Origin of the sequence: Methanobrevibacter sp. (assembly GCF_030539875.1) — an archaeon.
GTDB lineage: Archaea > Methanobacteriota > Methanobacteria > Methanobacteriales > Methanobacteriaceae > Methanocatella.
The window spans coordinates 78697-92598 of the sequence record NZ_JAUNXI010000004.1 but is presented as its reverse complement, the minus strand read 5'-3'; the positions used below and the strand labels follow the sequence as shown (position 1 = coordinate 92598).

Below are 13902 nucleotides of genomic sequence, written 5' to 3'. Positions count from 1 at the left end.
ATAATTTAGGTATACCTAAATTTAACTTATTGCTCCCTTAAAAAGAAGTCCTTCAGTTTATCTTCATCGATTTTATAATTGCCTATAATTTGACCATCATCAAAATGCAATATATGAGAGCAAACCTCACAAATCAGTTCAAAATCGTGTGTTATGATGAAAGAAGTAATTCCCCGGCTCTGCAAATACCTTAAGTTTTCTGAAACCTGTCTCATGTTTTTTAAATCAAGCCCACTTGTAGGCTCATCAAAAATCAATATTTCTTTTTTAGATGCAATAGCTGATGCAATAGCCACTCTTTGCTTTTCACCACCAGACAAAGCCATTGGATGAGCATCTTTTAAATGCATCAGGTTTAAATTTCCAAGAATATTTTCAGCCGATTCAATATCTTCTTCATCCATACTTAACAGGACCTCATCAAGAACACTTTCTGTAAACAATTGGTGATTTACATCCTGCATTACCATATAAGATTTTTTAAGTCTATCATTTCTTTTCAAAGCACTTCCATTAAAAATTAACTCACCTTTACATGATTTTTTAAGACCGCATAAACAATTAGCAAACGTTGATTTTCCAGCACCGTTTTTACCAATAATGGCAATAATTTCATTTTTTGGAATTTTAACATTGCCAATATCTAAAACCTGTGATCCACCATAGCTGAATTTGAAGTTTTTAAGTTCTAAAAATTCCCGATTCTCAGAGTAGTATTCTTCTCTTTTCAATTCCAAATTATTCAAATTTAATTGCCGTAATCCAAAATCCTGATGAGTTATATTTTTAAATTCATCAATTGACCATTCATTAGTTATTTTTCCTTCTTTAAGAAATATGGCTCTGTCAACAACATCATTTAAAAAGAACAGTTTATGTTCGGCAATAATCACTGTTTTTCCCTGATCTTTCCATTTTTTAATTATTTTTTCAAAATCCCAGCTTGACTTTGAATCCAAATTGGAGGATGGTTCATCTAAAACCAGGATATCCGGACAAACAGCTGATACTGATGCACAGGCAATTTTCTGCTTTTCACCGCCAGATAACTTGAAAATATTCTTATCAACTAAGTTGTTAATGTTAAAATCATTAACTACATTAACTAACCTTTTTTTAATCTCATCAACATCCATTGATATGTTTTCACATCCGAAAACCAGCTCTGAAGTTGTATCGACATTGAAAAATTGTGTTTTTGGGTTTTGAAAAACAGAACCTATATGCTTTGAAATTTCATATATAGGCATTTCACTGATTAAATCATTTTTCAAATAAACATTTCCCTGTCCTTTACCCTCAAAGAAATTTGGAATAAGCCCATTTAAAAAACGTGTGAGGGTTGTTTTTCCACAACCTGACTCGCCACAAAGCAGAATCACCTCACCTTTTTCAATGTTTAAATTAATATCAGTTAAATTTTGAGTATCGTCATTGTTCGTATATGTAAATGAAACATCATCCATTTTAAGCAATTAAAACACCTCTCAAAAAATTATATACATATATTCCGAAGCCTATGAATGTTATTGTTAAAAGGGCGTAATCCAGTTTAGTTAGTTTTACTTCAAATAAATGAGTTCTATGCTCTGGATTGCTGAGACCTCTTGTTAGAGATGCAGCAGATAGTTCATCTGCAGTTTTAATGGCACTAATCAAGATAGGAACCATATAAAATTCTATTAATTTTAAAGGGTTTTTCAAAGATTTAACTGATAGGCCAAATCCCCTCATTTTCATTGCATTGGTTATTGATTTTATCTCTTCAAAAACTGATGGAACATATCTAAACACAACTGAGACAGGTATGATAATGTCTCGTGGAATACTGCTTTTTTCCATAGATGAAATAAATTCACTTACTTTTGTTGTTGTTATAGTATAATATCCCATCATAATAATCGGCAACATTCTAGAAACTGTATAACTAAAAGTTATCAACAGTATAGCCAGAAAACCAGTTGCAACTGGGAGAATATAAATCTGGACATATTTTGCAAGAATATAAGCTGCAATATAGATTAAAGAAGCCTTTTTATGATTTGTGAAGAATAAACAAATAAATGGAATTAAAACTAAAATTCCACTGACATATAATGACACATCATTGAAAACCATAAAACTTAAAATAACTAGAATAAGAATTTTAGTTCTTGGATCTAGATTAAAATTTAGTTCTAATCCCATAATCACACCTAAGCTATACCTGCTTTTTCAAAGTGTTTTTTCAATACGATTTTTCCAAGATATGCACTTGCAACACCTACAATGAATGTTAAAATAACTAAGATTATTAAAACTCCACTGTTAAGAAATGGGGTGATAACATTAACATAATCATTTCCCATTGAAACACGCATTGCTTCCATGAAATAATCTCTTAAAATGAAAAATGGCAACATATTACCCATAATCCCCATTATAAAAACACCATGACTAATAATTGAGTTTTTGATTGAGGAATAATTACCCATTTTTAAGATACAATCAGCAATGAATGCAAATAAAGTGAATACAATTATTGGTATCCATGTGTGACCGCTTAAAAACATTATTATACCCAGAATTAACCCCAGTAATGTAACCATTCCAAATTTAGAAACTCTTGTTAAAAACAGCATATATGGAATTCCACAAATCAATGCAGCCAAAATTGGTAATGCCAACATTAGAATAGGAATATAACCTAGCATTCCAAATACAAATATTAATACTATTAATATCACTGCAAAAACACCTACAGTGATTAAATCCTTCACATTTAATCTTTCAGACATAATTTTTCTCCTAAATTTTTTTAAGGAAATCAGATTACCCATTCCCCACTTAAATTTTGTAAGTCGACCATTTTCTTAAACAGTCCATTTTGAGCTAATAATTCCTCAGGTGAACCTTGCTCAGCGATTCTACCTTCATCGAGAACAATAATTTTATCGGCATTTGCTATTGTACGCATCCTATGAGCAATAATTATCACAGTCTTGTTTTTAATTAACTGAGATAACGCTTTTTGAATCTTAGATTCATTTTCAACATCCAAAAATGATGTAGCTTCATCCAGAAGAATGACATTAGCATCCTTAAGCAATGCCCTTGCAATTGAAATTCTTTGTCTTTGACCCCCAGATAACAACTCACCATTTTCACCAATGACCTCATCATAGCCATCAGGAAGTTTTTGGACAAAATCTTCACATTCTGCAAGTTTTGCAGCCTCAACAACTTCTTCATCAGTTGCATCCTTTTTACCGACCCGAATATTTTCCAGAATTGAAGTATTAAACAGCATCACATCCTGAAAAACAATTGAGAAGTTTTCCAAGAGTTTTTCACTATCCAGTTTTGACAAATCATGCCCTCCCAGAATCACTTCACCAGAAACTGGATCCCAGAATCTGGCAGCCAGTTTGGAAACCGTGGATTTTCCACCACCTGAAGGTCCAACAAGCGCTGTAACCTCACCCTGTTTTGCTGTAAAATTAATATCAGTTAAAACATTTTTTAAATCATCATAATTGAAATCAACACCTTTAAATTCAATATCATAACCATTTAAGGAATATTCAGTTAATCCCTCTTCAACAACTAATGATTCAATTTCTTTGGTCCTTTCAATTTTTATATCCATCATCAATATTTCAGATAAAAACATTAACCCGTTTTCAACTGGTGCATAAATCGTTGCGGAGGCTATCAGAAATATTAAAAGTGTAAAGAGTGACACCTGTGAATTCATTATTAAGTATGAACCTAGAAGAATTACAGAAACTATTCCTAAATTCAAGACAACTTTGCCAGTGATTACTCCGGAAGCAGCCATTAATTCTGCTTTGATTCTTGATTTTTCAATTTTGGAAGTTAATCCAGAAATCTTTCCAAAGTATTCATCATGATAACTGTATGATTTCAAATCTCTGATGGATTCTATACATTCCTGCATTGTATCTCCGCAATCAAGCAAATCTTCCATGACAATTTCACCACCTTTATAGATGAGAATTTTTGATGCATATAAAATTGCAAATGCTACAGGAACTGGCCATAATAGTGCAAGGGCAAGTCTCCAATCAAAGACAAACATTCCAATTGCAACAAGAACCAATGAGATAATTGAACCGAGCAATTGTGGAATCGCATGTGAAAAGACATGTTCCAAATCAGTGCAGTCATTCATGATTGTTGATGTCAAGTCTGCCAAGTCTCTGTTCTCAAAGAATGACAGCGGAAGTTTTCTTAAATTTTCACCCAGATTGATTCTTCTGTTTTCACTTTCTGTGTAAGTTGTGTTGAATACAAAGTGATATTGTTTCCATGCCAATGCAAAGATAATTCCTAAAACGATTAATATCAATACGATAAACATGCCAAGGTTCGGCTCGATGACCTTACCTCCAGTCAATGGTTCTACCCACATATTAATGAGCAATGCATATAAACCGACTGGAAGCATGAACGCAATGTTTAAAAGTGACGTGTAGATGATTCCTTTAATCAAATTATCGGAACCCTCTTTTGTAAGTCCAAATCTTTCAGTGAAATATTCTGATATCATTCATACCGCCTCACTTTTTACTTTCCATTGAATGGACTGGTTAAACTCATCCCACATTCTTGAATAAATCCCTTTGTTTTCAACTAATGCATCATGATTGCCTTTTTCAACAATTCGTCCATTTTCAACAACATAAATCTTATCTACATTCTTGACTGTGGATAATCTATGTGCAATCATTATTACAGTCTTATCTTTTGTAATTTCAGAAATTGCCTTTTGAATCATATATTCGTTTTCCGGGTCCGCCAGAGCGGTGGCTTCATCTAAAATGATTATTGGAGCATCTTTAAGTATTGCTCTTGCAAGCGCTATCCTTTGTTGCTGACCTCCTGAAAGATACGTTCCTTCAGTTCCAATCACTGTATCGATTCCATCAGGAAGCTCATCAATTATATCATCACATTGAGCCAAACTTAATGCTTTTTTAACATCTTCTCTTGAAGCTCCTTTACAACCAATAGCTACATTATTGTAAATTGAATCTTTGAATAAAGTGGTATTCTGAAATACGAATGAAATGTTTTCCATCAAATCTTTTGTTGAAATATCCCTTACATCAACATCACCAACCCTTATAGAACCTTCATCAACATCCCAGAATCTTGGTATCAGTGATGCTATAGTTGTTTTACCGCTGCCGGACGGTCCAACTAATGCAACAGTTTCATTTTCATCAATTCTTAAATTAACATCATTTAATATATGCTCATCACCATCAGTTTTTTCATAGTCAAAATAGACCTCTTCAAATTCGATTGAATGATTTTTAGGTTTTTGAGGATTAACCGCTTCAACTAAAGGCTTTTCGGCTAAAATTTCTTCAATGCCTTCCAAAGCATGGCTTGCCAACATCCAATCCTGTGAAACTGTCATTATCCTATTCATCATCACAGCACATATTGGTGTGAATATTACATAAAACATGAAATCCGCTAAGAATTTTTTATCGACTAGAGATCCTGCAAGCAATATTCCTGCAGGAATCAATAGAGCAAAAAATCCATTGATGGATACTGTAAATGCAGTCATTGGAAACTGGGTAGACAATGAATAGTTAGCTGAGAATTTTGCATAATTCCTGATTGCACCAATGAAGTTTTTAAATGAATAAACACTTTGCTGGAATGCTTTTGTAACCGGAATTCCTCTAACATATTCCACCGCTTCACCGTTCATTCTTTCAAGATATGTCTGATACTGAACCATAAAATTCTGAGATTCAGAAGAAAACATAGGATACATGAATAGGAAACATAAAACGATTGGAATCAAACAGATTAAACCTAAAATCCAGTTAAAACTGAATAACAATATTAAAAAAGCTATTGGTGTTACAATAGCTCCAGTCAAATCAAATAACTGATGAGCTAAAAATGTTTCGGTTTTTGCAGTGCTAAAATCAATTACTTTTCTAAGCCCGCCGCTGGTATGATTTGAAAAATATCCCAAAGGCAGCTTAAGCAGATGACTTATAGCTGCATCTTTCATGTTCTTCTCATTTTTAAATGCAGATAAGTGAGTGCCCATTAAACCGAAAAAGTTTAAGACTATTCCTGCAACTGCAAATGCGAATGCATTAAAAGCATATGTATCCAAGTTCTGCGCCTGACTGAAGTTTGGAGCAACAGTCAAAAGTGCATTGACAACATCCCATATGTATACAAATGGAAGCAGTAAACATATGGCACTTAAAGCAGATAATATCATACCTAAGATTGACAAATATTTATAATTACCCGAATAATTCAATAATCGTATAAATTTATTTTTATTTTGAGTATTTGACATGATAAACTCCTTATAATTTAATTTAGGTATGCCTAAAAATTTAAAATGGTCCTAAAAGGACAGTCCTTTAAAATATCTTAAAAATAAATAAAAGAACAAATTTAAAAGAATTTATAAAAAAATAATTAGGAATACCTTATTTTCATTATTAACTATTTTTAAAATAAGTATATATATTTATTTGAACTAAAAAGACAAAAGTATACCAAAAAGACAAAAATTATTTTTTATACTCCGATGGAGTGCAGCCAACATGTCCCTTAAATGCCTGACTAAATTTTGAAGGAGAAGAATATCCGACTTTTTTAGATATCTCTGAAATAGATAACTGTCCTTTTTCAATCAAACGACAAGCATAATCAAGTTTGTACTCTTTTCTCCATTTGAAAATAGGTTTTCCATAAACTTCCTTAAAAGAGTTTTTCAAGGTTGTTTTGCTTACATCATGTTTATTGGCCAACTCCCCGATTGTGATTTTACTTCCCAAATCCTTAATCAAATCATCTTTGACACTTTCCACTATATTAACATGTTTTTTAGAAAGTGAAATTGATTCCGTTTTGGATTCACTGGCTATGGATACAAACAGCAATAGTTCCAAACATTTTAATTTAAAATAAGGTTCTTTAATTCGCTCATCAATACAATATAACTCACCGATTACATGGTCGATTTTTTCATTTGCTCTGACTAACCTATAACCCTTAGATTTTTCTAAACTCTCATATAATTCAATTAAATCAAAATCAGGGATGACCTCTTTAATCGGTTCATTTGCAGCATCAACATCAATGAAAATCTCCAATCCTTCATAATATCCTAAAGGAAAATCGGAAACCGTTTTTGTCAGATCATAAATGTTAACACACAGATCCCCTTTTCCAAAATAAACAATCTTATCATCGTTTAGGGCATATGAATATCTGCCTTCAGCACAATGGTTGATTTGAAGTAAACGAGAAGAAATCTTATCTTCAAAAAAAACATTATCAAAGTTGTTAATGTTAATGTCAATAAAAGCAATGACAATTCCATCAAATATGGAATGAGTTTCCATTTTTCCGTGTTCGGCATCCTTTCCCAACTTAATAGTCTTTTTAGAACCATCGCCTTCAATTGAAAATTCAGATTTTAAAACCTTATCTAAAATTCCATAAAGATTTTCATTCATATGCTTAAATTTGAAATCTATTTTATTTAAATTTTGAATTGGTTAAGAAATATTTTTGATTGAAAATTATGCCCAATATGAGGCATCCAATTGCCCCATGTCTAAAATAACATTTCCAATTAATCCAAAATCAAATAAAAAAAATGTAACTGTAAAATTATAATTATTGTAAACATTATTATACCTCTTTTTATAGCCACACTAACCAGAGAATAATAAAAAAATTTAGGCATAACTAAAAATTTAAATAAGAAAAAAAAACAAATAATAAAATCAGGAATGGTTTGATGAATAAAAAAATTACTGTGGATATTTTAATGGGCGTTGCAATTATATTAGAATTTCTTAGCCTTCCTGTTTTAATTCATGAAATTATTGGAATAGGATTATTGTTTTTAGTAATATTACATTTAAAATATAATAAAAAATATTTTAAAGCAATAAATAAGGGAAAATATGATCTTAAAAGAACCGTAGACCTTATCATAAATATCGGATTACTTATCTCTTTATTAATAACAATCATTTCAGGTATTCTTTACAGCCAACAATCATTAAAAAGCTTAAAAATTGGAAATCATAAAATTTCACATATTCATAAATCCTTTTCAGTTTTCAGCATAATATTTTTAGGATTACATTTGATAACTACTCGTAAAAAATTATTAAGAGAAATTAAGAAATAATATTATTTTTTGTTTTGGATATTTCTCTTGAAATATGAACTAGATTATTTAATTAGCCTTTCTGTATGTCAATACAGCAGGGATCCTTAACTTCATTTACATCATTATTAACATTACCAATCAATAGTAGGTAATCGGCTTTTAACCAATTTAAATTCGAATTTACATAACAATAGATGATGTGGAATGTTTTTAAAAAAACAGAAATAATTCCTTCATCAATACCAATTAAATAATTGATTGAAGCAATATCGATTATTTCAAAGTTTATGTGTGTTTATTTTTAAAGAACAAGATTTTACAGCCATTAAATATACTTTGTAGAAACATGTTAATAAATAAAAGAAAAAAAAGAAAAGAAAATTTTATTCATCGAATTTTAATTTACGCCGATACCCAATAATAAAACATCCCAGTAACACAATAATACTTAAAATAACAATACCTGAAGTATTAACAATAGATTTGGATATTGGAGTTTCAGGAACTACTTCATAAGCTTTAGATTCCTCACCAGAACCCTGACTTGATGAACCTGCATTTACATCACCTTTAGATATTGCATTTTCACCCATATCTGAAGAGTCATGGGAGAAAATATCTGAACCGTTAGTTCCATACTTACCGGAATTTCCGCTGTTGGAAATATGTGAACTGGAAGAGGTTCCATTTATATAGTTTCCCCTGCCATTGTCTTTGCCGCCAGGGTTTGTTCCATCAGTATTGTGGTCAGGAGAAGGCTGTTGTGTACTACCGTCATCATCCCTGTAATTTTCATCATTAGGTTTGGCGGGTTTTTCAGTTTCAACATATCTTTCAGGTCCTGATTTAACAATTTGTTCAATGACTTTTTTTATCCTATCTCCAATGGTTATTTTAACATTGTGCTCAGTATTAGGTTCAATATCTTTTGATTGAATTTTAGCAATGCCGTCATTGTCCATTTTGACAGTATACTTATTGCCGTCTACTTCAACCTCACCTAAATCAAAGGCAGGAGCATCACTGATTATATTTCCATCCTCATCTTCTAATTGAATACCAATACCATCCTGTATTGTAATAGCATTAAGTTTTAAAATTTTTGCAAGAAGCATTGGGCATATAAAAGTGTCTTCACCATCTGTTGAATCAAAATAATTCTGGTCAAGTTTAAAAACTTCATTAAACGGATTGTTTTTAGCTTGGAAATTTTCATTATGAATCAGGGCATTATTTTTAACAAGCAATCTTCCGTCTTTTTTTGGAGTTTTAAAATGCTCTCCGAACAAAAGACCGTTACCTGTTTCAGAACCTCCCAGTTCACATGACGGATCATTGCGGTTATATGAAAAAGTATTTGCCATGATTATGTCATTTATAGTTGTACAGTCAATGTAAATACCATTTGTATTATTGTGAACTGTATTATATTTAATCACATTTCCACTTGAAACATCATACATTGAAATTCCGTTGAAACCGTTGTGATGTATATTATTCCTTAAAATATTAGAATCATATATATGGGAAGTTTCAACACCTGACCTCTTGTTATTGTGAATATTGTTATTTGAGATACTGCAGTTCTTTACATTCTGAAGTTGAACACCATTTTTTGCAGCTCCCGAAATATCATTATTGCTTAAATTAATATTTTGGGAATTTTTAATTAAAACAGAATTTTCACCTTTAACAATCCTGCTGTCTTTAATAGTGATATTATCAGCACCATTAACAACAACAGCATGGTCACAAGAATCTGCAATAATCCTAATTCCGGATAAAACACTTCCAGCGGCATTTGATGTAAAGTAAAATCCGAAGGTTTCGCTTATCCCTAAACTTTTAGCCTTATCACTTACACTATTTGATGCATAAATGGTTGCAGTTTTATTTGAAACAATATTGATTCTTTTATCTACAACTAAAGAAATGCCCTTATAAGTGTAATTGGTAAATTTAAAGGTATCTCCATCATTTGCATTGTCAAACATAGATTGAATTTCATCATTTGAAATTGCTGATGTGATTTGATAAGTAGAAGTTTTATTGCTTGAATTGTCCTCTACCGCACCAACAGCTGAAATAAGAAATAAGCTTATAAAACATATGAAAAAAAGATTTAAAACTTTTTTATTCATAATCCAACCTCACGACATTATTCTTATAATCATTTCAATGCACAAATCAATATCGCATAAGCAATCCATATAAACTTAATGTAATATTGATTTGAATAATCATTAAATTAACCCAATTTTAACGGCAAAATATTACCGAATTGAGTAAATATTGATATCGATTATTAGTATAATATTTCATTTTTCAACAATATATATTTTATCAATGAAATTTAGAAAGAAATGACAATATTGTCAGCAGCATAGCCAATAATCAAGATATTAGAATTTAAATAATATGAAAAATACAAATATAATATAATTGCATATCGATTAAATTCAGTATGGATTAGATAAGCAAGGATTTATGAATATTAATATTAAAGTGAGATTATGATAAATAGGAAATTTATATTGGCTATTTTATTAGTATTCTTTCTATGTTTAAGTTCAAGCGCAGTATTCGCAGAAGATGCAAGCAACATAGAAGATAATAATGATAACTTAGCTATTGGAAATGACGATGTTTTAACATATGCAGAACATACTATTTTACCTGGCGCTTCAAGCAAGGACATTCAAAATACAATTGATAGTATGAAAGAAGGAGATGTTTTAAACTTTGAAAAAGGCACATATAATGATGTTTGTATTTATGTCAACAAGAGCATAAGCATTAAGGGAAACGGAGCCACATTAGTTGGTTACGACACTCCTTCAACCAATAATACTCCAAGCATCATTACAAACAAGACTGCTGATGGAGGATATGGAATCTCCAATTTTGCAACATTATATGTTATCAATGCAGCAAATGTAACCATTAAAGGATTGACAATTATCGGCGGGGCAAATAGTGCTTCAAATTATCAAAATGCTTTAGTTTATGTTAAATCATCAGATAATTTAACTTTTATGGAAAACACACTTGACGGGTCTTCCTGGGGTATTAACTTACAATCCTCAAATAAAGGAATTATTAAAAATAATACAATCCAAAACCAGGCTGTTACTGGTCTTTTAAACTTTGGATCAAAAGCAACTGTAATTGAAAGAAATAAATTCATCAATGCTAAAAACCACGGTATTGATGTAAGACACGGAACCGGACCAAATGTGCAGGTGATTAATAATACCGTAATCGGTTCAAAAGAAGGTATTTACCTTATGCATTCTAAAAATCACACAGCTGCATATAATAAACTCATTAACTGTACCATTAGTTCAATTTCATGTTATGGATCAAGCAATATTAAAATTTATAACAACACCATGTCCAAATCAAGAATTGGTGTTTTATTAGGTGGAGGCCACTCAAACATCAATATTAGTGAAAATGAGTATAAATTAGACCAACTGCCCTACCCTCCTACATTTGTATACTACATTGCAGAATCCCAGTCTGCATATCAAAGTGCAACAAATATAATGGGTACACACAGTGACAGCAGTTCTAATAACCAACCTTATATTCCTTACAGCGAAATAGCAACTCCAGACGATATTAATATTGATTATGATTCCCTATTAGCTATAACCGGAAATACATATGTCATTAGTGAAGGCGCTTCATCTGCAGAAATCCAATCAATCATCAATTCAATGCAGAATGGAGACAGTTTAATATTTGCTAAAAACGCAGTATACAATGATATTTCCATATATACTGATAAAAATATTAAAATCATCGGTAACAATGCTACTTTAATCGGATATGACAATGCAAATATAGAAAATATTCCTGAAAAAATTAAAAATAAAACCGCTAACGGAGGATATGGTATTTCAAACCCTGCCGTATTATACTCCATCAACAACACAAACGTTGTTATTGCAAACTTGAACATTGTGTCAAAATATCCCAAATACAATCCAAATACAGTTCTTTCAAATCCTAGTGAATACAAAACTGTAGGAATTCGTACACAAAACAGTCCGAACATAGCCATCATTAACTGTAATATTGATGGCGCATCATGGGGTATTTACTTAGAATACTGTGGAAAAGCTATTGTTGCAAATAACTACATTTCAAACCAGTACACTACAGGAATACTAAACTTCGGAACCCCTAACAGCATCATTACCAGAAATACCATTAAAAATGCTGCAAACCACGGTATTGATGTAAGACACGGAACCGGACCAAATGTGACTGTATTTAACAACACAGTTATCGGTGCAAAAGAGGGAATTTACCTCATGCACTCACAAGGACACAATGTTTACAACAATACCATTATTGATGCAAAAATCAGCGGTATTACCGCATATGGATCAGGTAATGAAAACATCTTCAACAACACAATAAGCGGAAGCAGAATAGGTATTATGCTTGGCGGAGGTTATTATAATGTAACCATCGGCACCAATACATACAAATTAGATTCATTGCAATTCCCACCTACATTCGCAACTTACCTTGCAAAAGCTGAAGGCAAATATCAAAGTTACGAAAAAGCGATTGGAATTTATAGCAATTACAAAGATACTGTATTAAATGCCGAACCTATTGAAACTACTGCTAAAAATGTCATCTTAGAAGTAACCTTAACCACATCAGATGGCGAATCACTTGAAAATCAAAAAGTGACCATCACCATCGACAATGTCCAGTACAATGAAACTACCGATGAAAATGGAAAAGTTAGATTTTCACTAGCATTGGACTATGGAAAACATGCTGTTTCAATGAGTTATGCTGGTTTTGAAAATTATGCTAAAACAAGTGGAAAAACCTCAATTACTGTTAAAGAAGCTTCAATTACCTCAGCTATTAGCATTATCGAAGTTAATGGAAATGGAAATATTGTTGGTGTTTTAAAAGACAGTAATGGAAATGCAATTGCCAAAGCAGTTATTTCATATTCTTCCAATAATGGAAATGCAACTGTAAAAACCAATTCAGAGGGTAAATTCACTATCAGCAATGTTAATGGAAAAGTCGAAATGAAATATGCTGGAAGCAAAACTATTGCAGGAACCTCCGCAGACATTACATTAACTAACGTTTCCCCTGCACCTGTTGCTTCAACTATTTATGCAAAAGATCTGGTTGTTTATGCTGGAAATACAGGAAAATTAGCCATTACATTAAAAGATAGTAACGGCAAGCCATTAGCAAACAAAGCCATAACAGTAATTATTGACGGCACCACTAAAAAAGATGTCAAAACCGATGAAAAGGGTGTGGCATACTTATCTTTAAAATATTCCTCTGCAGGATCACACAATATTGTTGCATACTTTGCAGGTGATGATGCTACCAAATCATCCTTAGATACTGCAAAAATTACTGTAAACAAAAAAGCTACTGCTTTAACTCTTGCTAAAAAGACTTTCAAGGCTTCCGTGAAAACCAAGAATGTGCAGATTACACTTAAAACCGGAAAAACTGTACTTAAAAACAAAAAAGTTACTTTAAAAGTTAACGGTAAAACATACACTGCTAAAACAAACAACAAAGGTGTTGCTCTTTTTAAAATTACAAAATTAACTAAAAAAGGAACTTACAAATATACAGTTAAATTTGCAGGAGACGGCGCATACAAACCTTGCAGCAAATCAAATAATATAGTTGTTAAAAAATAAAAGAGATGT

9 protein-coding genes are annotated in these 13902 nt (G+C 31.7%); 2 read left to right on the top strand and 7 right to left on the bottom strand.

The window, feature by feature from the left end; genetic code table 11:
• Positions 1–26: 26 nt before the first annotated feature.
• From Q4Q16_RS02455 to Q4Q16_RS02430, 6 genes are all read right to left on the bottom strand, one after another.
• Positions 27–1475: an ABC transporter ATP-binding protein gene (locus tag Q4Q16_RS02455; RefSeq protein ID WP_368660206.1), complete on the bottom strand. Its 1449-nt coding sequence runs from the start codon at positions 1473–1475 to the stop codon at positions 27–29.
• Positions 1468–2187, bottom strand: a complete 720-nt coding sequence (locus Q4Q16_RS02450; RefSeq protein ID WP_303345992.1) for an energy-coupling factor transporter transmembrane component T — start codon at positions 2185–2187, stop codon at positions 1468–1470. Before Q4Q16_RS02450 ends, Q4Q16_RS02455 begins: the two co-directional genes overlap by 8 nt.
• Positions 2188–2195: 8 nt before the next feature.
• Positions 2196–2777, bottom strand: coding sequence for an MptD family putative ECF transporter S component (locus Q4Q16_RS02445; RefSeq protein ID WP_303345991.1), 582 nt, complete (start codon positions 2775–2777; stop codon positions 2196–2198).
• 29 nt (positions 2778–2806) lie between these two features.
• The gene (locus Q4Q16_RS02440) at positions 2807–4552 is read right to left on the bottom strand and encodes an ABC transporter ATP-binding protein (RefSeq protein ID WP_303345989.1); all 1746 of its coding nucleotides are present in this window, start codon (positions 4550–4552) and stop codon (positions 2807–2809) included.
• A complete protein-coding gene (locus tag Q4Q16_RS02435; protein ID WP_303345987.1) occupies positions 4553–6343 on the bottom strand; it encodes an ABC transporter ATP-binding protein in 1791 nt (596 codons plus the stop codon).
• 220 nt (positions 6344–6563) lie between these two features.
• Entirely contained in the window at positions 6564–7514 is a 951-nt protein-coding gene (locus tag Q4Q16_RS02430; protein WP_303345985.1) for an AraC family transcriptional regulator, read from the bottom strand.
• Between the two features lie 287 nt (positions 7515–7801).
• Here Q4Q16_RS02430 and Q4Q16_RS02425 point away from each other — a divergent pair, with 287 nt between their 5' ends.
• Positions 7802–8200 (top strand): DUF4405 domain-containing protein, encoded by a 399-nt coding sequence (locus tag Q4Q16_RS02425; RefSeq protein ID WP_303345983.1) that lies wholly within the window; start codon positions 7802–7804, stop codon positions 8198–8200.
• Positions 8201–8565: 365 nt separating this feature from the next.
• On the opposite strand, the gene Q4Q16_RS02420 is transcribed toward Q4Q16_RS02425, so the two are convergent.
• Positions 8566–10323 (bottom strand): right-handed parallel beta-helix repeat-containing protein, encoded by a 1758-nt coding sequence (locus Q4Q16_RS02420; RefSeq protein ID WP_303345982.1) that lies wholly within the window; start codon positions 10321–10323, stop codon positions 8566–8568.
• A gap of 372 nt (positions 10324–10695) precedes the next feature.
• On the opposite strand from Q4Q16_RS02420, the gene Q4Q16_RS02415 reads away from it, so the two are divergent.
• On the top strand, positions 10696–13893 hold the full coding sequence (locus tag Q4Q16_RS02415; protein WP_303345981.1) for a right-handed parallel beta-helix repeat-containing protein: 3198 nt from the start codon (positions 10696–10698) through the stop codon (positions 13891–13893).
• The last annotated feature ends 9 nt before the right edge of the window (positions 13894–13902 follow it).